Origin of the sequence: Streptomyces durbertensis, assembly GCF_014156695.1 — a bacterium.
GTDB classification, from domain to species: domain Bacteria; phylum Actinomycetota; class Actinomycetes; order Streptomycetales; family Streptomycetaceae; genus Streptomyces; species Streptomyces durbertensis.
In genome coordinates, this window is record NZ_WMLF01000001.1 from 1 (window position 1) to 23,176 (window position 23,176).

The 23,176-nt window shown below is 73.2% G+C and carries 21 protein-coding genes; 7 read left to right on the forward strand and 14 right to left on the reverse strand.

Features of this window, described 5'->3' with window-relative positions; genetic code table 11:
- Window positions 1-30 precede the first annotated feature (30 nt).
- The 4 genes from GL263_RS00005 to GL263_RS00020 all read left to right on the forward strand — a co-directional run bounded on the left by GL263_RS00005 (window position 31) and on the right by GL263_RS00020 (window position 3,851).
- Window positions 31-1,149, forward strand: a complete 1,119-nt coding sequence (locus tag GL263_RS00005) for an ABC transporter substrate-binding protein (RefSeq protein WP_182853406.1) — start codon at window positions 31-33, stop codon at window positions 1,147-1,149.
- Between the two features lie 38 nt (window positions 1,150-1,187).
- Window positions 1,188-1,982: an ABC transporter ATP-binding protein gene (locus GL263_RS00010; protein WP_182853407.1), complete on the forward strand. Its 795-nt coding sequence runs from the start codon at window positions 1,188-1,190 to the stop codon at window positions 1,980-1,982.
- Window positions 1,969-2,910: an ABC transporter permease gene (locus GL263_RS00015; RefSeq protein WP_182853408.1), complete on the forward strand. Its 942-nt coding sequence runs from the start codon at window positions 1,969-1,971 to the stop codon at window positions 2,908-2,910. Before GL263_RS00010 ends, GL263_RS00015 begins: the two co-directional genes overlap by 14 nt.
- A 143-nt stretch (window positions 2,911-3,053) precedes the next feature.
- Entirely contained in the window at window positions 3,054-3,851 is a 798-nt protein-coding gene (locus GL263_RS00020; protein WP_182853409.1) for a sirohydrochlorin chelatase, read from the forward strand.
- On the opposite strand, the gene GL263_RS00025 is transcribed toward GL263_RS00020, so the two are convergent.
- Entirely contained in the window at window positions 3,841-4,299 is a 459-nt protein-coding gene (locus GL263_RS00025; protein ID WP_182853410.1) for an Lrp/AsnC family transcriptional regulator, read from the reverse strand. The two genes, GL263_RS00020 and GL263_RS00025, sit on opposite strands and share 11 nt — an antisense overlap.
- A gap of 93 nt (window positions 4,300-4,392) precedes the next feature.
- On the opposite strand from GL263_RS00025, the gene GL263_RS00030 reads away from it, so the two are divergent.
- The gene (locus GL263_RS00030) at window positions 4,393-4,839 is read left to right on the forward strand and encodes a rhodanese-like domain-containing protein (protein ID WP_182853411.1); all 447 of its coding nucleotides are present in this window, start codon (window positions 4,393-4,395) and stop codon (window positions 4,837-4,839) included.
- Between the two features lie 7 nt (window positions 4,840-4,846).
- On the opposite strand, the gene GL263_RS00035 is transcribed toward GL263_RS00030, so the two are convergent.
- Window positions 4,847-5,668, reverse strand: coding sequence for an NAD(P)H-binding protein (locus GL263_RS00035; RefSeq protein WP_182853412.1), 822 nt, complete (start codon window positions 5,666-5,668; stop codon window positions 4,847-4,849).
- A gap of 174 nt (window positions 5,669-5,842) precedes the next feature.
- Between GL263_RS00035 and GL263_RS00040 the strand changes: the two genes are divergently transcribed.
- On the forward strand, window positions 5,843-6,832 hold the full coding sequence (locus GL263_RS00040) for a Rossmann-fold NAD(P)-binding domain-containing protein (RefSeq protein ID WP_182853413.1): 990 nt from the start codon (window positions 5,843-5,845) through the stop codon (window positions 6,830-6,832).
- A 122-nt stretch (window positions 6,833-6,954) separates the two neighbouring features.
- On the opposite strand, the gene GL263_RS00045 is transcribed toward GL263_RS00040, so the two are convergent.
- The 5 genes from GL263_RS00045 to GL263_RS00065 all read right to left on the reverse strand — a co-directional run bounded on the left by GL263_RS00045 (window position 6,955) and on the right by GL263_RS00065 (window position 13,275).
- Entirely contained in the window at window positions 6,955-8,175 is a 1,221-nt protein-coding gene (locus GL263_RS00045) for a S8 family peptidase (RefSeq protein WP_182853414.1), read from the reverse strand.
- Between the two features lie 280 nt (window positions 8,176-8,455).
- Window positions 8,456-9,001, reverse strand: coding sequence for a DUF1697 domain-containing protein (locus tag GL263_RS00050; RefSeq protein ID WP_182853415.1), 546 nt, complete (start codon window positions 8,999-9,001; stop codon window positions 8,456-8,458).
- 109 nt (window positions 9,002-9,110) lie between these two features.
- The gene (locus GL263_RS00055) at window positions 9,111-10,391 is read right to left on the reverse strand and encodes a DUF5919 domain-containing protein (protein WP_182853416.1); all 1,281 of its coding nucleotides are present in this window, start codon (window positions 10,389-10,391) and stop codon (window positions 9,111-9,113) included.
- Window positions 10,392-10,492: 101 nt separating this feature from the next.
- Entirely contained in the window at window positions 10,493-12,241 is a 1,749-nt protein-coding gene (treZ, locus tag GL263_RS00060) for a malto-oligosyltrehalose trehalohydrolase (protein ID WP_182853417.1), read from the reverse strand.
- A gap of 128 nt (window positions 12,242-12,369) precedes the next feature.
- Window positions 12,370-13,275 carry a GNAT family N-acetyltransferase gene (locus GL263_RS00065; protein ID WP_182853418.1) on the reverse strand — a complete coding sequence of 302 codons (906 nt, stop codon included), beginning with the start codon at window positions 13,273-13,275 and terminating at the stop codon, window positions 12,370-12,372.
- A 347-nt stretch (window positions 13,276-13,622) separates the two neighbouring features.
- Between GL263_RS00065 and GL263_RS00070 the strand changes: the two genes are divergently transcribed.
- Window positions 13,623-14,180 (forward strand): FHA domain-containing protein, encoded by a 558-nt coding sequence (locus GL263_RS00070; protein WP_182853419.1) that lies wholly within the window; start codon window positions 13,623-13,625, stop codon window positions 14,178-14,180.
- A gap of 53 nt (window positions 14,181-14,233) precedes the next feature.
- Here GL263_RS00070 and treY read toward each other — a convergent pair whose 3' ends face one another.
- The 7 genes from treY to msrB all read right to left on the reverse strand — a co-directional run bounded on the left by treY (window position 14,234) and on the right by msrB (window position 23,149).
- Window positions 14,234-16,612 carry a malto-oligosyltrehalose synthase gene (gene treY, locus GL263_RS00075; protein WP_323379185.1) on the reverse strand — a complete coding sequence of 793 codons (2,379 nt, stop codon included), beginning with the start codon at window positions 16,610-16,612 and terminating at the stop codon, window positions 14,234-14,236.
- 372 nt (window positions 16,613-16,984) lie between these two features.
- Window positions 16,985-17,629 (reverse strand): class I SAM-dependent methyltransferase, encoded by a 645-nt coding sequence (locus GL263_RS00080; RefSeq protein WP_182853420.1) that lies wholly within the window; start codon window positions 17,627-17,629, stop codon window positions 16,985-16,987.
- 76 nt (window positions 17,630-17,705) lie between these two features.
- Window positions 17,706-17,972: a metal-sensitive transcriptional regulator gene (locus GL263_RS00085; RefSeq protein ID WP_182853421.1), complete on the reverse strand. Its 267-nt coding sequence runs from the start codon at window positions 17,970-17,972 to the stop codon at window positions 17,706-17,708.
- A gap of 187 nt (window positions 17,973-18,159) precedes the next feature.
- A complete protein-coding gene (locus GL263_RS00090; protein ID WP_182853422.1) occupies window positions 18,160-19,905 on the reverse strand; it encodes a SulP family inorganic anion transporter in 1,746 nt (581 codons plus the stop codon).
- Window positions 19,902-20,483 (reverse strand): rhodanese-like domain-containing protein, encoded by a 582-nt coding sequence (locus GL263_RS00095; RefSeq protein ID WP_182853423.1) that lies wholly within the window; start codon window positions 20,481-20,483, stop codon window positions 19,902-19,904. Before GL263_RS00095 ends, GL263_RS00090 begins: the two co-directional genes overlap by 4 nt.
- Before the next feature lie 36 nt (window positions 20,484-20,519).
- Window positions 20,520-21,914, reverse strand: coding sequence for an MBL fold metallo-hydrolase (locus GL263_RS00100; RefSeq protein WP_182853424.1), 1,395 nt, complete (start codon window positions 21,912-21,914; stop codon window positions 20,520-20,522).
- A gap of 827 nt (window positions 21,915-22,741) precedes the next feature.
- Window positions 22,742-23,149, reverse strand: coding sequence for a peptide-methionine (R)-S-oxide reductase MsrB (gene msrB, locus GL263_RS00105; RefSeq protein ID WP_182853425.1), 408 nt, complete (start codon window positions 23,147-23,149; stop codon window positions 22,742-22,744).
- Between the last annotated feature and the right edge of the window lie 27 nt (window positions 23,150-23,176).

Below are 23,176 nucleotides of genomic sequence, written 5' to 3' on the forward strand. Positions count from 1 at the left end.
CCGTAGCCGACCTGCCGAGAGGACCCTCCGATGCCCGTCACCCGTACCCGCTTCCGCGCCCGCCGCGTGCCGGGACCGCTTGTCGCACTGGCGACGGCGGCCTCGCTGCTGCTGGCCGGTTGCGGCTACGGTTCGCAGGCCGCGCAGGACGACACCCCTCGGGCCAGCGGGCCGAAGACCGGCGGCCTGGACGAGGTCCGCATCGGCTTCTTCCCGAACGTCACCCACGCCACCGCTCTGGTGGGCCTGGGCTCCGGCGGCCAGATCCAGAAGGAACTCGGCGGCACCCAGGTCAAGCCGTACCTGTTCAACGCCGGGCCCTCGGCCATCGAGGCGTTGAACGCCGGATCGGTCGACCTCACCTGGATCGGCCCGTCGCCGGCCGTCAACGGCTATGTGAAGGCGGGCGGCCGCAACCTGCGGATCGTGGCCGGCGCCACCTCCGGCGGTGCCTCCCTGGTCGTCAACCCCGACCGGGTGAAGTCCGTCGCCGACCTCAAGGGCAAGCGGATCGCCACCCCGCAGCACGGCAACACCCAGGACGTGGCACTGCTGAACTTCCTCTCCGAACGCGGCCACAAGGTCGACCCCGACAGCGGCCGCGGCGACGTCCTTGTCATCCGGCAGGACAACAAGGAGATCCCGACCACCTTCCAGCAGGGCGGCATCGACGGCGCCTGGGTCCCCGAGCCGACCGCGTCCGCCGTGGTCAACAGGGGCGGGAAGGTGCTCGTCGACGAACGCGACCTGTGGGAGGACGGCAGGTTCGTCACCACCCACCTGGTGGCCTCCCAGCGGTTCCTGAAGGAACACCCGGAGGTCGTCGAGGCGGTGGTGCGGGGCGCGCTCCGCACGAACAGCTGGATCACCGACAACCCCGAGCAGGCACGGGGCCAGGTCAATGCCGCGCTGGAACGCCACAGCGGCCGGCCGCTGCCCGACGAGGTGCTGCGCCCGGCGTTCAAGGCCATCGAGGTCACCGACGACCCGCTCGCCTCGACCCTGCGCGAGCAGGCCGAACACGCCCGCACCGCAGGCCTGTTGGGCGAGGCCGACCTCAACGGCATCTACGACCTGCGCATCCTCAACCGGGTCCGGAAGACCGAGGGCCTGCCCCCGGTGGACGACGCCGGCCTCGGCGTCAGTTGAGAACCGACCGCAGCCCCAAGCCCCAGGAGGTGACCCCGATGTCCACGACTCTCCTTTCGACACCGGCCGACGAGCAGGTCGAGGCCGGCTACGCCGCGCGCATCAGCCACGTCTCCAAGTCCTTCGGCAAGGCGGGCCGGCAGCAGCTGGTCCTCGACGACATCAGTGTGGATGTCGCGCCCGGCGAGTTCGTCACCCTGCTCGGCGCCTCCGGGTGCGGCAAGTCCACCCTGCTCAACCTGGTCGCCGGACTCGACAAGCCGACCTCCGGCACCATCGACGTGCCGGGCGGACGCGCCGCGCTGATGTTCCAGGAGCACGCCCTGTTCCCGTGGCTGACCGCCGGCCGCAACATCGAACTCGCCCTGAAGATGCGCGGGTTGCCGAAGTCCGAGCGGCGACAGGAGGCCGAGAGGCTGCTGGAGCTCGTCCGGCTCGGCGGCGCCCACGGCAAGCGGGTGCACGAGCTGTCCGGCGGTATGCGGCAGCGCGTCGCGCTCGCCCGCGCGCTCGCCCAGGACAGCCGGCTGCTGCTGATGGACGAGCCGTTCGCCGCGCTCGACGCCATCACCCGGGACGTGCTGCACGAGGAGCTGACCCGGGTGTGGAGCGAGACGAAGGTCTCGGTCCTGTTCGTGACGCACAACGTGCGGGAGGCGGTGCGACTCGCGCAGCGCGTCGTCCTGCTGTCCTCCCGCCCGGGGCGCGTCGCCCGCGAATGGCGGGTGGACATCCCCCAGCCGCGCCGCATCGAGGACGCCGCGGTGGCGAACCTGTCCATCGAGATCACCGAGCAGCTACGGGGAGAGATCCGCCGCCATGGCCAGCACTGAGACGACAAAGCCGTCCGGCGCGGGACGGGAAGAGCCACCCTCCGAGGACTCGACCGAGCAGCGCTCCGGCAACGACCTGGCGGGGCTGGAGGCCGGCCTCGACGCGTTGGAGAGCCCGACCACCGCCACCCGTACCCCGTTCGGCCGGGTCCTGCTCGGCAAGGCAGTGCCGCCGCTGGTCGCCGTCGCTCTGGTCATCGTGCTGTGGCAGCTGGCGTACTCGCTGAACCTCAAGGAGGACTACCAGCTCCCCAGCCCGCTCCAGGTCGGCGACGCCATCCGCGACCTGTGGCTGAAGGGCACCCTGCTGGACTTCGTGTGGACATCCGTCTCGCGCGGTCTGCTCGGCTTTGTGGTGGCCATCGCGATCGGCACGCCGCTCGGGCTGCTGGTGGCCAAGGTGCGGTTCGTGCGGGCCGCGATCGGGCCGATCCTCACCGGTCTCCAGTCGCTGCCCTCGGTGGCCTGGGTGCCGGCCGCGATCATCTGGTTCGGCCTGACCGACTCGATGATCTACGCGGTGGTGCTGCTGGGCGCGGTGCCCTCGATCGCCAACGGGCTGGTCTCCGGGGTCGACCAGGTGCCGCCGCTGTACCTGCGGGCCGGTCGGGTCATCGGCGCGACGGGCTTCGCGGGAGTGCGGCACGTGCTGCTGCCGGCGGCGCTGCCCGGCTACCTCGCCGGACTCAAGCAGGGCTGGGCGTTCTCCTGGCGGTCGCTGATGGCCGCCGAGATCATCGCCCACTCCCCCGACCTGGGCGCGGGGCTCGGCCAGTTGCTGGAGAACGGACGCACCTATCAGGACATGTCCATGGTGCTCAGTGCCATCCTGCTGATCCTCGTGGTGGGCATCGCCATCGACCTGCTGGTGTTCGCCCCGCTGGAACGACGGGTGCTGCGCAGCCGCGGCCTGCTCGTCAACCGCTGAACCGGCACCCGCCCACGGCACCCACCGACGGCATCCGCACCGGCCCTGGCGGCCGAATCCCGGGCATGCCGCACTTCCCGCGAGGGCCCCGCCCCTCCCCCAGCACCCAGACGGAACACACGGAACACACGGACAGGACCACCATGCGCCACCCAGACAGCCCGGCGCTGCTTGTCGTCGCCCACGGCAGCCGGGACCCCCGCCACGCGGCGACGGTCACCGCGCTGTGCGCGCAGGTGCGGGCGCTGCGGCCCGGGCTGCGGGTCGCGGTCGGCTACCTGGACTTCAACGCGCCCAGCGTGCCGCGTGTCCTGGAACGCCTTCACGCCGAGGGGGTACGCGAGGTGACGGCGGTGCCGCTGCTGCTCACCCGGGCCTTCCACGCCAAGGCCGACATCCCCGCCGTGCTGAGGGAGGCCGGGGCGCGGCTGCCCCGCATGACCGTCCGGCAGGCCGGCGTGCTCGGGCCCGACCGGTTGCTGACGGCGGCGCTTGACCGGCGGCTGGCACAGGCCGGGGTGGCGTCCGGCGAGATCGGCTCGACCGGGGTCGTCCTGGCCTCGGCGGGCTCCACGGACCCGGAGGCGATCGCAGTGATCGCTGAAATCGCGCGGGAGTGGCGGCGTACCACCGGTTGGTGCGCCGTGCGGCCTGCGTTCGCCTCCGCGTCGCCGCCCCACACGGCCGACGCCGTCCGCGCGCTGCGCGCGGAGGGTGTCGGCCGGGTGGCGGTGGCGCCCTACGTCATCGCGCCGGGCCGGCTGCCGGACCGCATCGCGGCCGGCGCCGCCGAGGCGGGGGCCGACGTCCTCGCCCCGGTGCTCGGCGACGCCCCCGAACTGGCCCGCCTGCTCCTCCACCGCTACACCGAGACCGCCCTCGCCGCTCAGCACCCGGCCCTCTGCACTCAGAGCGCGGCCCTCCCCGCCCTCACGGCCTGAGGCGGCCGCCTACCGCGCGGCGGGGCAGCGGGCTGGAGTAGACGACGCTGGTCGTGACGTGGCCGAGGGTTGCTATCCGGCCGGCCACTTCCTCCAGGTGGCGCATGGACCGGGTCGCGACCTTCAGCACAAAGCAGTCCTCGCCGGTGACGTGGTGGGCCTCAAGGATCTCCGGGGTGACGTCCAGCAGGTCGTGCAGCGGCTTGTAGTTCGAGGTGGGATAGCGCAGCCGCACGAAGGCGAGCACGCCGAGCCCCAGCTTCTCGGGCTCCACGACGGCCGCGTAGCCGGTGATCACCCCGCGCTCCTCCAGGCGCCTCACCCGCTCGGTGACCGCGCTGGGCGACATGGAGACCGCGCGGGCCAGCTCCGCGTAGGAGGCCCGGCCGTCGTGCTGGAGCGCGGCGAGCAGACGGCGGTCGGTGTCGTCCAGGGGTTCAGCGGCCATGGCGGCATGATGCCAGGGTTTCCCCGGGACGGGGCCGCTTGCACCGTGGAAGATCCCTGCCCTTCCGGGCACGGCGCCCATAGCCTGCTGATCATGACAACCACAGCCGAGGGCGGTCTCACGGCCGCCGGCTTCTTCGCCGCCCGCCTCGCCTTCCAGACCGACGTGGCCGACGTGCACGCCGCCCTGTCCGGGAACGGCGACCCGGGCTTCGCCCTGGTCGACTCCCGCTCGCAGGAGGCGTGGCGGCAGGGCCGTCTCCCCGGCGCGCTGCATCTGCCCACCGCGGAGATCACCGCGCGCGCCGCCGCGCTGGTGCCCCTCGACCGGCCGGTGGTCACCTACTGCTGGGGCCCCGGCTGCAACGGCGCGACCAGGGCCGCCCTGGAGTTCGCCCGACTCGGCTACCGGGTCCGGGAGATGCTCGGCGGAGTCGAGTACTGGACTCGCGAGGGTCTGCCGGTCGTCACCGACGCGGGGACCGTGAGGCGACCGGTCGATCCGCTGACCGGACCGGCCGCCGACCACTGCGGCTGCTGACGCGAGCTCAGTCCCGGAAGAGGTGGGCGTGTTCGCGGGCCCACTGGGCGAACGTGCGCGGCGGGCGGCCGGTCAGCTCCTGGACCGTCGGCAGCACGGTGTAGGAGATCTCGGGGGCGTTGCCGTGCACCTCGACGAAGAACTCGATCGTCTCCGGCGAGTGCCCCTCCTCCTTCCAGCGTTGCCGGGCCTCGTCCTCGCCGAGTTCCACGTACTCGATCGGGCGGCCGACGGCCTCGGCCAGCACGCGCACCTTCTCCGGGCGGGTCAGCGCCTCGGGGCCGGTGAGGGTGAGGGTGCGTCCCGCGTGCCCGTCCTCGGTGAGGGCGGCCGCGGCGACGGCCGCGATGTCGGCCTCGTGGACCAGCGCGCTGCGGGTGTGGGCGAAGGGCTCGCGGACGACGCCCTCGGCGCGGACGCTGTCGATCCAGTCCCGGATGTTGGCCATGAACTCGACCGGCTGGAGCCGGGTCCAGTGCAGGTCGCTCGCGGCCAGCGCCTCCTCGATCGGCCCCGGGTAGCCGCTCTGCAGCACCGTGACGCGCCGCACCCCGGCGGCCGTCGCCAGGGCGACGAGCCGGGGGCCCGTCTCCAGCGGCGTGTACGCGTCGTCGCCGAAGGTGATCAGGTGGACGCCGGTGACACCGACCAGTGCGGGGGCGACGGTCTCCGGGTCGTTCAGGTCGCCCGCGACCACCTCGACCCCGTCCGGCAGGCCCGCCCGGGCCGGATCGCGGGTCAGCGCCCGCACCGGGTGACCGGCCGCGAGCAGTTCGTCCACCAGGTGGCGGCCGACGGTTCCGGTGGCTCCGGTGACGAGGTAGGTCATGTCTCTCCCTTGGTGCACGTGGTCAACGGTCGCTTCGGCGGCGCTTGCCGCAACACCCCGCACAGTAGGCGGCGTTGCGGACGGTTTCTGTCCGCAGTGCGTCGTTCGCCTTCGGCGATTACGCGGAGAGCGTGCCCTCGCGCCCTCGGACCCGAGTGCGGGGAGAGTGAGGACATGCGACTGCTACTGCTGGGTGGAACGGACTTCGTCGGGCGCGCCATCGCCGAGGAGGCGATGGCCCGGGGCTGGCGGGTGACCGTCTTCAGCCGGGGCAACCGGCCCTCCCCGGAGGGCGCCTCGGCGTTGCTCGGGGACCGCACCCGGCCGGACGGGCTCGCCGCGCTGACGGGCGGCGAGTGGGACGCGGTGGTGGACACCTGGATCGGCGCCCCCAGGGCCGTAGGGGAGTCGGCACGCCTCCTGGCCGGCCGGGTGGGCCACTTCACCTATGTCTCCAGCCGCTCGGTGCATCCGCTGCCGCAACCGCCCGGGGCGGACGAGAACGCGCCCGTGGTCGACGCGGCGCCGGACGCCGGGGAGGGCGACTACGCCCACAACAAGCGCGGTGGCGAGCTGGCCGCCATGGAGGTCTTCGGCGAGGACGCGCTGCTGGTGCGCGCGGGACTGGTGCTGGGCAGGTACGAGAACGCCGGACGGCTGCCGTGGTGGCTGCGGCGCCTCGAACGCGGCGGCCGGGTACTGGCCCCCGGACCGCCGGACCTGCCCCTCCAGTACGTCGACGTGCGCGACCTGGCCGCCTGGACACTCGACCGGGTGGCCGACGGCGCGGGAGGCCCGTACAACGTGGTCTCCCCCTCCGGGCACGCCACAATGGGCGGGCTGCTGGTCGCGTGCGCGCGGGTCACCGGGTCCGACGCCCGGTTGGAGTGGCTGTCGCCCGAGGAGATCGGGGCCTCCGGTCTTGAGCCGTGGCGGGAGCTGCCGATCTACCTGCCGCCTGGTGCGACACACGACTCGCTGCACCGGGCGGACGTCTCCAAGGCCTGCGCCGCCGGGCTGAGTTGCCGGCCCGTCGAGGAGACCGTCGCCGACACCTGGGAGTGGCTGAAGCGCCTGGGGCCCGCCACCGCGGCGGCCACCCGGCCACCGGTGGGTGTGCCGGCGGAGGCGGAGGAGGCGGCGCTGCGACGCTTCCGCCCCTGACACCGGCAGCCGCCCGTCGTCCCCCGGGGGACGACGGGCGGCTGGTTCGACTCTCACCTCTTGTGCGCCGGTGACGGTTCACCGGGGGTTGCCGGCCAACCCCGGCTCAGCCGTCCGCGGCGTCACTCACCGACGCGCAGCAGCAGGTTGGGCGTGCCGTCGCTGGGGTTGCCGATGGCGTCCGGGGTGGCGCCCTCGGTCAGCGCGGTGGCCACGTCGGCCGGGCTGGCCTCCGGGTTGTCCGCCAGGTGCAGCGCGGCGGCGCCGACGACGTGCGGGGTGGCCATCGAGGTGCCGGAGATCGTGCGCACCGCGTCGTCGCCGCCTATCCAGGGAGCGGTGATGTCGGAACCCGGCGCGTAGAGGTCGACGATCGCGCCGTGGTTGGAGAAGTCCGACTGCTCGTCGGCCTCGGTGCTGGAGGCGACCGTGATGGCCTCCTCCACGCGGGCCGGCGAGACCTTCGAGGCGTCGCTGGACTCGTTGCCGGCGGCGACCCCGTAGGTGATGCCCGCCTCGATGGACTTGCGGACGGCGGCGTCCAGCGCCTCGTCCGCGCCGCCGCCGAGCGACATGTTCGCCACCGACGGGCCCTCGGCGTTCTCGGTCACCCAGTCGATGCCGGCGATCACACTCTCCGTGGTGCCCGAGCCGTTGTCGTCCAGCACGCGGACCGCCACGATCTTCGCCTTCTTGGCGACGCCGTGCGCGGCGCCGGCGATGGTGCCGGCGACGTGGGTGCCGTGGCCGTTGCCGTCGTCGGCGCTGTCGTCCCCGTCGATGGCGTCGAAGCCGTGCTCCGCGCGGCCCTCGAAGTCCTTGTGGCCGATGTTCACGCCGGTGTCGATGACGTAGGCGGTGACGCCCTCACCGCCGTGGTCGGGGTAGGTGTAGGCGTTGTCGCCCTCGGTCTCCGCCTGGTCGATGCGGTCCAGGCCCCAGGACGGCGGGTTCTGCTGGGTCTCGCTGATGGTGAAGCGCTTGTTCTGCACGACCTTCTCGACCGCCGGGTCGGCGGCCAGGCGGCGGGCCTCGGTCTCGCTGAGCCCCTTGGCGGAGAAGCCGTTGACGGCGGACTCGTAGGTCATGCCGACCTTGCCGCCGTACTTGTCGGCCAGCTTCTCCCCGGAGTCGGCGCTGTTCACCCGGCCGTCCTTGAGCATGACGATGTAGCTGCCGTCGATCGCGCCCTTGGCGCCGGCGCCGTGGACGGTGCCCTCCGCGGGGGAGGCACCGGCCGGCAGGGCCAGCAGGGTTCCACCGGCAGCCACCGCGGTGGCGGCGGTGATGGCCAGGGTGAGACGACGGCGCTTGTTGCGCTTGGTGCGCTGGTGGTTCGCCATGACGAGGGATCCTCCTCGTTTCCGTTTTGTGTGGGGGGCGGGCTGCCACGTGGGGCGGCAGCGTCCGAGCTTGGTCGGGGACCGGGTGCACTCCGGTCCGGACTCGGATGGCTCGCCACCATGACGGACCTGACCGCGCTCGCTCAAGCTCCGCCAGCAGGTGTGACATACGCAACTTCGTTGCGTAACTCCATAGAGCGATAAGGAACTTGAAATCGGACACCTCGGGCGTGTCCCGCTCGGGAACCCCCGAGCGGTCACGAACTGGTCACGCTTTGGCCTACGCCGTCCACTGGGCGAGGGTGGTGACTGTCCGCCAGTTCCGACTGGTGTGCACACGGTCTCCCAGCGCCTTGGAAAGGGCGTCGGCGAGTCGACTTCGCCCCTGTCCGTCCGGATACCACGCGTGGACCTCCCGCCCGAGGACACGGAACTCCTCGTCCCCGAACGCCGACGCGTCCAGCGCGGCCAGGCGTTCACCGTCCGGCGGCGAGTCGAGGAAGTAGACCAACACCCTGGTGGGCTGCTCATCGGCCGCGGGGAAGGGGCGGCGCTTCACGGTCGCCGCCAACTCCGCCCCCGTCCGCACGAGGCAGGGCACCGGGAAACCGAAGCGGGCGGCCAGCGCCGCCTCCAGCATGGCGGCGAGTTCCGACGTCGGGGCGGTGTCCGTGGTGAAGACGAGGTTGCCGCTGGCCAGGTACGTACGGACGTCACGCCAGCCCAGGCCGGCCGCGACCTCCCGCAGGTCGGCCATCGGCACCTTGCGGTGGCCGCCGACGTTGACGCCTCGGAGCAGGGCCGCGTAAGCGGTGACTGTGGTCATCCGCGCAGGCTAGCGCCGACCACCGACAGCCAGGAGGAGCGTCAGGGCCGGGACGGGCGGGTGCGGGCTTCTCCACCGCGTCTGTGGACGACGGTCGTGTCCAGCCCCGTCACGAGACCGGTCGGGCGTCCTGCCAGGCGGACTCGAACTCCTCCCGGTAGGTGTCGAAGAGGCCGCCGTCGTCGTCCTGGGGCCGCCGCTCGGCGGTGCCCTCCGGCGTCTGGCGCAGGCGACGGGCGCCACCCCGCAGCACCAGCACCGGTGCTTCCAGGCCGCGCGCCCGGCGCAGATAGGACTGCACGACGCCGAGCCCGTCGGGGCCGTCGCCGTCCACCAGGTAGGCGGTGAAGCGCGGTGTCTCGTCGAAGACCTGGATCTCCACGGCGCTGGTGTCCCGCACCCGGGCCCGCACCCGGCGCATGTGCAGGATGTTCATCTCCACGGCCCTGCTCATCTCGCCTCTTTTGAGGCCGAGTTCGCGTTCGCGGCGGCGGACGGCGCTGGAGGCGGGGTTGAGGAACAGCAGCCGCATCCGGCAGCCGTCCTCGGCGAGCCGCACCAGCCGGCGGCCCGAGTAGTTCTGCACCAGCAGGTTGAGGCCTATGCCCATCGCGTCGATGCGCCGGGCCCCACCGAACAGGTCCTCGGCCGGCAGCTGCCGTTGGAGCCGGACCCGGTCCCGGTGGACGCCGACCACGTCGGCGAAGCGGTCGCCGACCAACTCCTCCACGGCGTCGACGGGCAGCCGACCGGCGGAGGGCACCTCGCCACCGGCACCCAGCAGTTCGAGCAGGCGCGCCGAGGTTCGTTCGGCCTGGGCGAGCACCGGCGGAGGCAGCGCCCGGTTGCGGGAGACGGCGCTGCGCGCCACCTCCAGTTCGTCCAGCGCCAGTTCGAGCTCCCGGCGCTGCTCGAAGTACGGCTCGTAGCAGGGCCAGTGCTGGACGATCAGTTCGCGCAGCTGCGGCATCGTGAGGAAGGAGAGCAGGTTGTCGTCGGCCGGGTCGAGCACGTAGCCCTTGCGGCGGCTCACCTCCCGTACCGCGACGGCCCGCTGCACCCACTCCTGGCCGGCCGGCCCGGCGGCGGCGATCACCCACTCGTCCCCGTGCACCGGCTCGTAGATCGGTCGCAGCACACCCGCGACCACCGCACGCAGCCGCTGCTCGACGAGGTTGAGCCAGACGTACGCACGGCCGGCGCGCTGCGCCCTGGTGCGCACCTCCGCCCAGGCGTGCGCGTCCCAGTTCAGCTCCACGCCGATCTCCATGGGACGGGCCAGTGACACGGCTCCGGGCAGCGGGTCGGCGGAGCCGGCCCGACCGTTCGCGCCGGCGTCCTCGGGAACACCGTTCTCACCAGGGGGGAGCTCAAGCTCTCCCGAACTCACCTGCACACCGCCTTCCGCCGCCCCCACCGGTCACCGATCCCGATCATGCCGGACCGGGGAAGCCTACTGCGGCTCGTCGAACGTCACAGCAGTATCCCGCATCAACTGCCGTGCTGCCGCGCCTCGTCGGGTGGCAGCAGGAACACGGCGGCGGAGTGCGGCGGCAGGGTCAGCGCCTCGGCGCCCGCGCTCGCGGCGAGCGGCAGCGCGCCCGGCGGCACGGCGGGCGAGGCGATCCCCTCTCCGAGGTTCACCGAGACCGCCAGTACGCCGTGGCGGACGGTGAGGGTGCGGGCCTCCTCGTCGTGGTCGACGTGGGTCGCGGCCAACGGGAGTCCGGGGGCCAGGTGGGTGCGGCGGATGGCGAGCAGGGTGCGGTACCAGTCGAGCAGTTCGGCGTGCGGGGCCCGCGTCGGTTCGGTCCAGTCGAGTACCGAGCGCGCGCGGGTGGCCGGATCCTGTGGGTCGGGCACGGCGTCCGCCGGCCAGCCGTGGTCGGCGAACTCCCTTCTGCGGCCGACTCGTACGGCTTCGGCCAGCTCGGGGTCGGGGTGGTCGGTGAAGTACTGCCACGGCGTGGACGCGCCCCACTCCTCGCCCATGAACAGCATCGGGGTGAACGGCCCGCACAGCACCAGGGCGGCGGCGCAGGCGGCGAGGCCCGGGTCCAGGGCCGGGGTCAGCCGGTCGCCGGTCGCCCGGTTGCCGACCTGGTCGTGGGTCTGCGTGTAGCCGAGCAGCCGGGAAGCCGGTGTGGTGGAGCGGTCGAGCGGACGGCCGTGGCGGCGGCCGCGGAAGGAGGAGTAGGTGCCGGCGTGGAAGAAGCCGTCGGTCAGGGTGCGGGCGAGGGTGGCGAGCGGGGCGCGGGCGAAGTCCGCGTAGTAGCCGTGGGACTCCCCGGTGAGGGCGACGTGCAGCGCGTGGTGGAAGTCGTCGTTCCACTGGGCTTCCAGCCCCAGGCCGTTCTGTTCGCGTGGCGTGCAGGTCAGCGGGTCGTTGCGGTCGGACTCGGCGATGAGGAACAGCGGGCGGCCGAGGTCGGCCGACAGTTCGCCGACGGCGGCGGAGAGTTGGTGGAGGAAGTGTTCGGCGCGGCTGTCGGCGAGCGCGTGTACGGCGTCCAGGCGCAGCCCGTCCAGCCGGTAATCGCGCAGGAAGGCCAGGGCGCTGCCGACGAAGTAGTCGCGGACCTCGTCCGACCCGGGGCCGTCGAGGTTGACCGCCGAGCCCCACGGCGTGTGGTAGCGGTCGGTGAAGTAGGGGCCGAACTCGGGGAGTCGGTTGCCCGAGGGGCCGAGGTGGTTGTGGACGACGTCGAGCACGACGCCCAGGCCGTGGCCGTGGGCGGCGTCGACGAACGCCTTCAGTCCGTCCGGGCCGCCGTAGGGCTCGTGCACGGCCCACGGCGCCACGCCGTCGTATCCCCAGCCGTGCGTTCCGGGAAAGGGGCACACCGGCATCAGCTGCACGTGGCTGACGCCGAGGTCCGCCAGATGGCCCAGACGTTCCGCGGCGGCGGCGAACGTGCCCTCCTCGGTGAACGTGCCGACGTGCAGTTCGTAGAGGACCGCGCCGGTCAGATCGCGTCCCGGCCACGGGTGGTGCCAGTGATGGGCGGTGTGGTCGACGACCGCGCTCAGCCCCTCAGGCCCGTCCGGCTGGCGGCGTGCACGCGGATCGGGCAGCACGGGCCCGTCGTCCAGTACAAAGCCGTAGCGGGCGCCCGCCGTGGCGGCGGCCGTGAGCCGCCACCAGCCGCTCGCGGCCGGGTCGGGGTCCATCGGACGGGTACGGCCGTCGAGCCGGAGCTCGACCTTTCCGGCGTTCGGCGCCCACACCTCGAACAGCATGCGCCCATCGTCCGACGCCGGTGGCCGCTGTGCCAGTAGGCGCTCTCCGGCGCGCCGCCGCCCGGCACTCCTGACGGGGTGCCGGGCGGCGGCTCGTACGGGCGGGCGGCTCGTACCGGCGGGGTGGCTCAGACCATGCAGTAGCGGTGCTGGACGACCGGGTAGCCGGCCCGGGCGAACGCCGCCGCCATGGGGTGGTTGCCCACGTCGGTGGTGGCGGCGATCTCCTGTGCGCCGTGCTGGACCAGCAACCGGGTGCAGTCCACGAGCAGCTCGTGTGCGTAGCCGTTGCCGCGGTGCTCGGGAAGCACCGCGACCAGTCCGACGGCCGGGCCGTTCGGGTTGTGGACGGGGGCGTGGAAGCCGACGAGTTCCCCGTCGGCGGTGTGGGCCGTCCGCCACCAGTCACGCGGCGAGGGACACCAGTTGAGGAACTCCAGCTCCTCGCGGGCGGCGGCGGTCGGGCCGCTCTGGGCGATGGTCCGTCGGTCGTGGGCGTCGAGCGTGCCCTCCTGGACGCGGGTCAGCAGGTCGAGGACAACGGCGTCGTCCGGCACGGGACGGAAATTCAACGTGCCGGTCGGGGAAGGCAGTCCGTTCGCCTCGGTCCACACGTAGCGGTACCGCTCGACGAGCGGGTGGTAACCGGCGCGTTCGGCGGCGCCGATGCGCTTCTCCGCGGCGGCGCGGACCGCCGGGTCGGTGCGCCAGCCGGGCGGCAGGATCAGTTCGAACTCGGGGCGTGCGGGCAGCGCCCGCAGCAGCTGGACGCCGTCCTCCTCGTCGAGGCAGTCGAACCAGTCCAGGATGCGCGGTCGGGTGTCCTCGGGGCCCGCCCACAGCGCGGCCCTGGCGACCACCTCGCCGTCCCGTTCGGCGACAAAGGTCCAGTCGGGGCGGTACTCGCCGCCCTCGGCGACCGTCCCGTAGGCGCGGCCCAGCAGCGGTCGGCCCACCAGGCCGGCGTCGGGCATCGAGGTGAAGACCTCGCGCGCCTCGTTCTCAGCGAGCGCGCGAACGACCAGGTCGGTCAAGGGAGTTCCTTCCGGAAGACATGGGGTGCGCTCCCGGCGGCGACGCCCGGTGGACGGGGAGGGAGCGCGTGCTGTCGCTCCACCTGGCGGTGGAGCGCTGTGTGGCGGAGAACCGCATCGCTCTCGCCTCCTTCCTGGTCCGGCCCGGGCCGCCGTCGGTGGGCGGCACCGACCGCTGATCGGGCGTCGACGCGTCACGGTAGCGGCCGGCCGCGGCCCGCGCACCGGGTTTTCCGCCACCGCGTCCTTCCCCGGTTGGACGGCGAACCAGGGGCGGCCGTCGGGCCGGGTGCGGGCGCAACGGGCCGCCTGGACAGTCGTCGTCGCACGCAGGACAATGTGCTGCCATGACCTCCCTCGATTTCAGCGCACAACCCCCGCGGCTTTCGGACGCCGAGCGGGAGCGTGCGCTGGAGCTGCTGCGGGACGCGGCGGTACGCGGCCGGGTCTCGCAGGACACCTTCGAGGGGCGCGCGGAACTGATCCTCAAGGCGCAGCGCCCGGACGAACTCCACGCGGTGCTGTACGACCTCCGCCCGGTGGGGCAGGCGCGGCCGGCCCGGGAGAACGCGCTGGTGCGGCTGGTCGGTGGAATGGCGCTGCTGCGGGCGAAGCTGCGGCGCGCGTGGCGGGCGGAGGAACTGCCGGAGTTGCAGCTCCCGGCCTCCGGTCCCTACGCGCTCTCCATCGGCCGGGCACCCGGCTCGGTGCTGCGGCTCACCGACCACACGGTCTCCCGCGCGCACGCCCAGGTCCGCTTCACCGGCAACGGCTGGACGTTGCGGGACCTCGGATCCTCCAACGGCACCTGGGTGAACGACCGGCGCATCACCGGTTCGGTGTCGGTGCGTCCGGGCGACCGTGTCAGGTTCGGCCAGGTCGGCTTCCGGCTGACCGCGCCCTGAGGCGCGCCGCCCGGCGGGGGGTCGGGAGGCGAGCGGGGGCGCCCGGTGCCCGGTCAGCGGCGGACGAGCAGGGCGACGGGCGCTCTTCGGGTCAGCTCCCCGAGGGTGACGCGCCCCGCCAGGTCCGGCGCGGACTCCTCGGTGGCCAGCAGGTCGGTCCACCGGCCGTCGGGCAGAGTCAGCGAGGTGCCGCACCAGCCGCCGGCTTCCGCGAGCCGCATACTCAGCCGGGTCGCCACGGTGACCACCGCGCCGGCCCTGGTGAACGCGACGCAGTGCTCGGCGGCCGGTCCGTCGGCGTACAGCGGCTGGTAGTCGCCGCGCTCGTCGAACCACTCGGGCCTCTCGCGACGCAGCCGCAGCGCGGTGCGGGTCAGCGCACGCCGCTCCCCCGGCGCGTCGCCGGCCGGCCGCACCCGGTGCGGGTTGCGGTTGTCGGGGTCGACCAGCGCCCGGTACTCGTCCTCGGTGCCCTGGTAGAGGTCGGGCACGCCGGGCATGGTCAGGTGCAGCAGCCGGCGCCCCAGCGCGCCGGCCCGGAGGTGCGGGGCCAGCTCCTCGGCGAGTGCCGTCACCGCGTCGAAGCCCTGACCGCACAGCGACTTGTCGACAAAACGTTCGACCAGTTCCTCGTGGAGGGTGTCAGGTTCCGTCCAGGTGGTGTGCAGCTTCGCCTCGCGTGCGGCCTTCAACAGGGCGCCGGCCAACCGGTCGCGGTCGGGGACGCCGAGCCCGTAGGCGGTCTGCCAGCCCGTCCAGACGGTGTGCGGATCAAGCGCGGTGGAGCCGTCGTCGGCCGGCCCCGCAGCCGGGCCGGAGACGTCCGCGAGCAGCCGTCGCCACCGCTCCGGGCACTCGGTGAGCACCGCCAGCGCGGCCCGCACGTCGGCGCTGCGCTTGGTGTCGTGGGTGGTGAGCACGGTCTGCCCGTGCGGCCAGTCCCTCCGCTGACGCGCGCAGTACTCGTGGAACTCCGAGGTGCTGACCGCCGGGTGGCCGGGGTCGCCGCCGACCTCGCCGGCCGACAGCAGCGGCGCGTACCGGTAGAAGGCGGTGTCCTCCGCCGACTTGGCCCGCAGCGCGCCCGAGAGCTGGGCGAAGCGGGTCGCGAACTCGCCTTCCTCGCGGAGGAGTCGGACGACCACGTCGACGGCTTCCACCTCGTCGGGCAGGGCCAGCGCGGACCGCGCCTCGTGCGCGGCGCGGGCGAGCAGCCGGGTGCCGTCCCCGGTGTCCGGCGGGGGGTAGGTGCGGTACACCGGCAGCCGCGCCAGCAGGGCGGTCGCCGCCGCGCGCAACGCCGTCGGGGTCAGGTCCAGCTGCCGCAGCTCCGGGTCCGCGTCCCGGCGGGCCAGCGCCACCCGCACCAGCCGGTTCAGCTCGGCGGCGAGCTCGCCGCCGAGCATCTCGTGCGCGGCCCGCAGTTCGGTGGGACGCCACCGCCCTCCGAGATCGTCCGCTGCTCCCGTGAACTCCCGATAGAAATCAGCCAGTTGCGCATGTCCGCCGGGGTCGGTGAACAGGCCGTCCAGGCGGTGCAGCGCGTCGTAGCCGGTGGTGCCGGCCACCGGCCAGGCGGCCGGCAGCTGTTCGGCGGGCGCCAGGATCTTCTCCACGGCCGTCCACGCGCCGCCGGTGCGCTCGGCCAGCAGGCGCAGATAGGCGCCGGGGTCGGCGAGCCCGTCCGGATGGTCGACGCGCAGTCCGTGCACCACACCCTCGGCCAGGAGGTCGAGCAGCAGGCGGTGGGTCGCCTCGAAGACCTCCGGGTCCTCCACCCGCACCGCGATCAGGTCGGAGACGCTGAAGAAGCGGCGGTAGTTGAGCTCCGTGCGGCCCACCCGCCACCAGGCGAGCCGGTAGTGCTGGGCGTCCAGCAGCTCCGGCAGCGGCAGCGACTCCGTTCCCGGGCGGAGGGGGAAGCGGTGCGGGCCGTACACCAGCTCGCCGTCGGCCACCCGCATGGCCGCGGTCTCCCGGCCGACCCGGTCGGCGAGGACCGGCACCAGCAACCGGCCGTCGCCGGCCGTCCAGTCGACGTCGAACCAGCGGGCCGTCTCCGCCTCCGGGCCGTCCCTCAGCAGCAGCCACAGCGCCCGGTTCAGGCGGGCGGGCACCGGAAAGGCCATGTGGTTCGGGACGACGTCCACCACCAGGCCCAGGCCGTGCCGGGCGGCGACGGCGGACAGCTCCCGCAGTCCGTCCTCCCCGCCCAACTCGGCGCGCACCCGCGAGTGGTCGACGACGTCGTAGCCGTGCGTGGAGCCGGGTACGGCCTCGAGCACCGGCGAGAGGTGCAGATGGGAGACGCCGAGGTCGGCGAGACGGGGCACGTCCTCGACGACGGCCGCGAACGGATGGTCGGGTTGCAGCTGGACGCGGTAGGTGGCGGTCGGCACGGGCAGGGGGCGGCGCACAGCACGTGTGGACACCCGAGCATGGTCGACCGGCCCACCGGCGCCGTCAACCGCGCCGGGCCCGTTCGGGCGAGGCACGGCACCCCTTCGGTCCAACCGGCCTCCCTGAGGCGACCCCGCCGACCGGCGGGGTCGGTCTCCTCCCGTCGCCGTACGCGCCGGTAGCAGGCGGCGCCATAGGCTCGGACCGCGGCGCACAACGCCACCCCCCACAGCCCCCGGCCAGGCGACGAGTCACCAACTTCCCGCCTGGCCGGGCCGGCTGACCACGGGACAGGGCGTCGCACCGCACGGGGGCTCTCCTACGGGACCCGTTGCCCGTTCACCAGCGAGCCCGACATGCCGCCCCGGAGGCCGCTCTCACAGCTTCGCTCCCGGTGGTCACACTTAGGGGCGGACGGCCGTACCGAGGACGTGGGCGGCAGCCGGGGACGGAACCCTGGTGGGCGGAAAGGGAAAGTGCTCGATCTCCGTGACGGTGAAACCGGCGGCTGTGATGGCCGACCGGGTGTCGCGTCCGGTGTGGCAGCCGCCGCACAGCCGTGGCCAGAACGTCGCGTCCACGAAAGCCTGAACGCGTCGCATCGCGGCGGTGTCGGCTCGGACGTGCTCGAAGAAGCGCAGTCGTCCGCCGGGGCACAGAACGCGGTGGAGCTCGGCCAGGGCGGCTGCCGGATCAGCGATCGAGCACAGCACCAGGCAGGCCACCGCGGAGTCGAAGGAGCCGTCGACGAAGGGAAGCCGCTCGGCGCGGGCGCCGGTCACGTCGACAGGGACGGGGGCGGTACGCGCGGCCCGGGTGGCGAGCGCGCGCAGGCGCGGCTCGGGCTCGACCGCGACAAGCCTCGTGACGTCCGGCGGGTAGTGCGGGAAGTTCAGGCCATGGCCTGCGCCGATCTCGACGACTTCACCCGCCAGCCCTGCCGTCAGACGTCTGCGGTAGTCGGCCATTCCGGCCTTCTCCAGCGCCGGTCCGGCGACCCCGGCGTAGAACCGGGCGAACAGCGGGTGTCGGGTCCCGTCCGAAACCATGGCGCCCTCCTTCCGTCGTGACACGACGCGTCCGCCGTGTCAACGAGACGGGTCGGTCTCTCGTGACGTGCGTTTCTCAGGCCAGGCTCAGGAAGAGCTTCTCGAGGTCCTCCTCGGTCATGGAGTCGGAGCCTTCCTGCTCGTCCGCCATGCACTGGCGCATACCACTGGCGACGATCTTGAATCCGGCGCGGTCGAGCGCACGGGACACGGCGGCGAGTTGAGGGACGACGTCCTTGCAGTCCCGCCCTGCCTCGATCATGGCGATGACGCCGGCCAGCTGGCCCTGGGCCCGGCGGAGCCGGTTGAGTACCGCCGCCGCGGCTTGCTCTTCGACTTTCACGACTTACCTCCCTCTTTCGGACGCCTTGTCACCAGGATACCCCGCCGGGTATACGATCCGAGAGGGTCCGGACCTGGCCCCCGCGAGCACGCGAGAGGCGGATCCCGGCCGCAAGCGACGTCAGCGGTTCCGGCCGACTGCCCCATCCGGCCGTCGACGCGGGTGACGGAGTGGCGTAGCGGGACATTCACAGAACCTCGAGGGCGGGTGCGGAGGAGGGGGCCGACCCCCGGGCGGCGCCGAGGGCGTCGGGCACGTCGCGATGGACCTGGCGGGCTGCGACGAGGGGCGACCAGATCCCAGCCTGGCCGAGCAGGTCGCGGACCGGTCCGCGCACGGTGGCCAGCCGCAGAACGACGTCCCGGTCGCCCAGCAGCCGGTTCAGGGACGCCAACGCGTGGGCCCCGTCCGCGTCGCAGTCACTGACGGCGGAGGCGTCGAGGACCAGGGTGTGCAGCTCCGGGCGGGCTTCGGCCAGTTCCAGCAGCGCCTTCTCGACGCGCTGCGCGCTGGCGAAGTAGAGGGGACCGTCGACCCGCACCACGGCAGTCCCGGGGTCGGTGTGCAGGCCGGGGTAGCGACGGATGTTGCGGTAGGCCTGGGTCCCGGGGACCTGCCCGAGTTCGGCCAGGTGGGGCCGCGAGGAGCGCCACAGGAACACCGCGACGCTGAAGGCGATGCCGGCGGCCAGTCCGGGTTCGACACCGGCCAGCAGGGTGACCGCGAAGGTGACGGCGAGAGCGACGCCGTCGGCACGCCGGGTGCGCCATGTCCGCCGCGCGCCGTGGATGTCGACCAGGCCGAGGACGGCCGTCACCACGATGGCCGCGAGGACGGCCTTCGGCAGATGGTGGAAGGCAGGGGTGAGCAGGAGCGCGGTCAGGGCGACCACGGTGGCGGTCACCGCGGTGGCCATCGGAGTGCGGGCACCGGCGGCGAAGTTGACGGCGCTGCGGGAGAACCCTCCGGCAACGGGGAAGGCTCCGAACAACCCGGCGGAGGTGTTGGCGGCGCCGATGGCGACCAGTTCCTTTCCCGGGCTGACACGCTGGCCGGCCTTGGCCGCCAGCGAGGTGGCGACGGCGATGCCCTCCAGGTAGGAGACGAGGGCGATCGCCACCGCCGCGGGCAGCAGGGCGCCGACGTCGGCACCGGAAAGGGTCGGCAGCGCGGGTACCGGCAGCCCGCCGGGGACGTCGCCGAGCACCCGGACGCCTCGGTCACCGAGGGAGAGCAGGGCACTGGCCGCGGTCACTCCGGCGACCACGATCAGCGCTCCGGGCAGCCTGGGCAGCCGGCGGCGGAGCAGGACCAGGGCGGTGAGGGCCGTGACGGAGACCGCGATGGTCAGGAGGTGGGCGGTGCCCGCGCCCTCCCAGAGCGCCACGAGAGTGCCGGGGAGGCCGTCGGCCCGGGCCGCGTCGAGGCCGAGCAGGTCCTTGAGCTGGCTGGCCGCGATGACCAGGGCGGCGGCGGAGGTGAAGCCGGACAGTACCGAGTGCGACATGAAGGACGTCAGCGCCCCCAGCCTCAGGGCCCCCATGAGTAGCTGCACCGCTCCGGTGAGCACGGCCAGCAGCCCGGCGAGTGCCGCGTAGCGGGCCGGATCGCCGTTCGCGAGCGGAGCCAGTGCCGTCCCGGTCATCAGCGCGGTGATCGCGACGGGACCGACGGCGAGGGAACCGGAACTGCCCAGCAGGGCGTAGACCAGCAGCGGGACGACGGAGGCGTACAGGCCGGTCACCGGCGGCATACCGGCCAGCGTCGCGTAGGCCATGCTCTGCGGCACCAGCATGACGGCGACGGTCAGCCCCGCGACGAGGTCGTGGCGGAGGACCGCGCGCGAGTAGTCGGGGAGCCACCCCAGCAGCGGCAGCAGCCGGGCGGGGCCGGTGTGCCGCTGCTGGGGGTAGCCGGTGCGCCGGCCGCTCACGAGGGGATTCCCGTCCGCGGCAGCCGGTTCAGGGCTTGCTTGACGTCCACCGGCTTGGCCGGGCGGTTCCAGGGCATTCGTGCGATGAGCATGCCCATCGCACAGGTGTTGGTGAGCGCGGCGAAAGTGAGACCCGCGCCGATGAAGCCGGAGAAGAAGCGGGCCGGGCCCCACCAGAGGCTCACGACGACGCCCAGCAGGACGAGGACACCGGCGGCCAGACGGACCTGCCGCTCCAGTTCCCACCGGGTGCGCCCGCGCACGACGTCTCCGCCGCCGGCTGCCCACTCGTTGATCCCGCCGGCCATCACGGTGGTGCCGGGGAGCCCGGCCTCGGCGAGCTTGCGCTGGCACTGGCCGGCCCGGTTGCCGGACTGGCAGACCAGGACGAGGGTGCCCCCGGCGTCGGCCACGATCCGGTCCAGGTGGGGGTCGATCTGATCCAGGGGGAGGTTGATGGATCCGGCGATGTGCGCGTTCTCGTACTCGCCGGGGGTCCGTACGTCGACGAGGAGCACGTCCGGGTTGGCCGCGACCAGCGTGCGGACCTCGGCGGGGCTGAGGGATGTCGTTGTCATGAAGGTGTCCTCGGGTCCTTGAGGGTCTGGCAGAGGTCAGTGAGCGGGGGCGGGGGCGGGGGCGGTGAGGAGCGTCCAGGCCTGGAAGCCGCCCAGGACGTCGGAGACGTCGCTGAAGCCGTGGTGGCGCAGCAGGCTGGCGGCGATCGACGAGCGGTGACCGCCCGCGCAGTGCACGACCAGGGGCCGGTCCGTGGGGAGTTCGCCGAGGCGGCCGGGGAGTTCGCTCAGCGAGATGTGCGCGGACCCCTCGATGTGGCCGGCGGCGCGCTCTCCGCAGGTGCGGACGTCCACGACGAGCGGTGGCCGCTCGCCCTCCAGCGCCTCCCGCAGCTGCGCCGCGGTCACGCGGCTGGCGGGGGTGACGTCGTCGGCCATCTCGGCCAGGGCCGTCTCCGGGTCGCGCAGGTAGCCGGCGACCCGGTCCAGACCGATGCGGGCAAGGCGTGTGACGATCTCCTCCTCGCGGTCCTGCGGCGCGAGGACCAGCAGTTCCCAGTCCGGGCGCAGCACGGTCCCGGCCTGTTCGGCGAACCGTCCGTCGGCAGGGACGTTGACGGCGCCACGCGGGTGCCCGGTGGCGAACTCCTGCGGGGAGCGCGCGTCGACGACGACCGCTCCGTCGGCCCGTCGGGCGGCGAACTCCGCCGCGGACAGCGGACGCGGCGCGTTGGACGGGTCGTAGAGCGAGCGGGAGCGCCGGTTGAGGTCGGCGTCGTAGGAGAAGTAGCCGGGAGCCGCCGACTGGCCGGCGGTGACGATCGCGACGAAGTCCTGCTCGCTCATCGGGGCGCAGGCGTAGTTGGTCGCGCGCTGCTCACCGATGGTGGACTGCCGCTCGGTGGAGAGGTTCTTGCCGCAGGCCGACCCCGCTCCGTGGGCGGGGAAGACACGCACCTCGTCGGCCAGGCCCATCAGCTTGTGCTGCACGCTGTCGTAGAGCATCGCGCCCAGCTCCTCCGCGGTGACCCCCGCGGAGGCCAGCAGGTCGGGGCGGCCGACGTCGCCGATGAAGAGGGCGTCTCCGGTGAGCACGCCGTACGGCACCGGGTCGGCGGCCTTCTCGTAGACCAGGACGCTGACGGACTCCGGGGTGTGCCCGGGAGTTTCCATGATCTCCAACGTGACGTCGCCGAGGCTGATCCGCTCTCCTTCGGAGAGCTTGCGGATGGGGTACTCGGTCTCGGCCCGGCGGCCGTAGCCGATCCACGCGCCGGTACGCGCGGCCATCTCCAGGTGGCCGGCGATGAAGTCGGCGTGGAAGTGGGTGTTGATCACGCCCTCGATGGTGAGCCCGCGGGCTTCGGCGTCGGCGAGGTACTCGGTGACGTCCCGGCGGGGGTCGACGACCACGGCGCGGCCGGTGGTCTCGTCGGCGATCAGGTAGGAAGCCTGCGACAGGCAGTCGAGGTAGTACTGGGCGAAGTACATGCGAACCTCCATAAGATACCCCCCGGGGTATCTGTCGGCTGATAACTTACCCCCGGGGGTATGAGGGGACGCTGTCGACGATAAGAGGCCGTGACACCTCTCGTCAAATACCCGTGGGGGTATGAATGTCGTTCCGACGTGAGTGGCGCGCGGCGCCTGAGGGGGACGGCGGCCCGACGGCCCCCCGCGCGCCGTTCGCCGGACGTGAACCGATCGCGGGGAGGGACCGGCCATGCCTCCCGGCCGGCGTGACCCTCAGCGGGCTCACAGCCGTCGTCCACGCCCGACCCGGCGGTCCGACCGGAACGGCGGTGTGGGGGTTCGCGTGATTCGACACGCCGGGAGGACCGGCACGGGACCGCCTGTCCGCCGGGCGGGTCGGCGGCGCGCAGGTGACTACGTCCGCCGACGGGACTCGGGCCGTCGGCGGCGAGGTGGGGCCGAGCGGCCCCGGCGGTCGCTGTCCGTCGAGCTCCACCCGGGGTGCGTCCTGGCCGGCCCCGGGGGGGCGGACGCGCCCCCTGTCTTCTCGGCACCCTGCCTTCTCGGCGCCCTGCCGGCATGGCTGCCCGCCCGGCACGGACACGGCGGCGCACACCTGCCCATGGCAGGGACGGGGTGGGTGCCCAGCACCCTCCTGTCGGCCCGCGGCTTCGGCGTCGAGTCGCCGCTCCTGACCGGCTCGCTGAAGACCTGCGTGAGGGACGCGACCGGTCTGGTGTCGCGCCTCCGCACTCGCCGGCTCGCCGGCTCGCCGCCGGAGGCTGCGCTCCGCTCTCGCCGCCCGTCGCCTCGGCAGGCGTCGCGAAGCCCAGGGCTGCCGAAGCCTAGACCTGGCGGGGCAGCAGACGCAGGCTGACGCTGTTGATGCAGTAGCGCTGGTCGGTGGGGGTCGGGTAGCCCTCGCCCTCGAAGACGTGGCCGAGGTGGGAGCCGCAGCGGGCGCAGCGCACCTCGGTGCGCGTCATCCCAAAGGACGTGTCGACCAGCAGTTCGACGGCGTCGGAGTCGGCCGGGTCGAAGAAGCTCGGCCACCCGCAGTGGGACTCGAACTTCGTGTCGGACCGGAAGAGTTCGGCGCCGCAGGCGCGGCAGGCGTAGACGCCCTCGGTCTTGGTGTCGGTGTACTCACCGGTGAACGCCGGCTCCGTGCCGGCCTGCCGCAGTACCCGGTACTCCTCGGGTGTCAGCTCGGCCCGCCACTGCTCGTCCGGCTTCTCGATCTCGTAGACCATCTCGGCCGCCTCCTGTCCGTTGCTCCC

Excerpts from the sequence above, each read along its gene's own strand:
- GL263_RS00095 (WP_182853423.1), bottom strand. The coding sequence starts at position 20,483 with ATGACAACGACATCCCTCAGCCCCGCCGAGGTCCGCACGCTGGTCGCG.
- GL263_RS00020 (WP_182853409.1), top strand. The coding sequence starts at position 3,054 with ATGCGCCACCCAGACAGCCCGGCGCTGCTTGTCGTCGCCCACGGCAGC.
- GL263_RS00005 (WP_182853406.1), top strand. The coding sequence starts at position 31 with ATGCCCGTCACCCGTACCCGCTTCCGCGCCCGCCGCGTGCCGGGACCG.
- GL263_RS00050 (WP_182853415.1), bottom strand. The coding sequence starts at position 9,001 with ATGACCACAGTCACCGCTTACGCGGCCCTGCTCCGAGGCGTCAACGTC.
- msrB (WP_182853425.1), bottom strand. The coding sequence starts at position 23,149 with ATGGTCTACGAGATCGAGAAGCCGGACGAGCAGTGGCGGGCCGAGCTG.
- GL263_RS00030 (WP_182853411.1), top strand. The coding sequence starts at position 4,393 with ATGACAACCACAGCCGAGGGCGGTCTCACGGCCGCCGGCTTCTTCGCC.
- GL263_RS00045 (WP_182853414.1), bottom strand. The coding sequence starts at position 8,175 with ATGGCGAACCACCAGCGCACCAAGCGCAACAAGCGCCGTCGTCTCACC.
- GL263_RS00015 (WP_182853408.1), top strand. The coding sequence starts at position 1,969 with ATGGCCAGCACTGAGACGACAAAGCCGTCCGGCGCGGGACGGGAAGAG.
- GL263_RS00080 (WP_182853420.1), bottom strand. The coding sequence starts at position 17,629 with ATGGTTTCGGACGGGACCCGACACCCGCTGTTCGCCCGGTTCTACGCC.
- GL263_RS00025 (WP_182853410.1), bottom strand. The coding sequence starts at position 4,299 with ATGGCCGCTGAACCCCTGGACGACACCGACCGCCGTCTGCTCGCCGCG.
- treZ (WP_182853417.1), bottom strand. The coding sequence starts at position 12,241 with ATGCTGTTCGAGGTGTGGGCGCCGAACGCCGGAAAGGTCGAGCTCCGG.
- GL263_RS00010 (WP_182853407.1), top strand. The coding sequence starts at position 1,188 with ATGTCCACGACTCTCCTTTCGACACCGGCCGACGAGCAGGTCGAGGCC.
- GL263_RS00070 (WP_182853419.1), top strand. The coding sequence starts at position 13,623 with ATGACCTCCCTCGATTTCAGCGCACAACCCCCGCGGCTTTCGGACGCC.
- GL263_RS00035 (WP_182853412.1), bottom strand. The coding sequence starts at position 5,668 with ATGACCTACCTCGTCACCGGAGCCACCGGAACCGTCGGCCGCCACCTG.
- GL263_RS00100 (WP_182853424.1), bottom strand. The coding sequence starts at position 21,914 with ATGTACTTCGCCCAGTACTACCTCGACTGCCTGTCGCAGGCTTCCTAC.
- GL263_RS00040 (WP_182853413.1), top strand. The coding sequence starts at position 5,843 with ATGCGACTGCTACTGCTGGGTGGAACGGACTTCGTCGGGCGCGCCATC.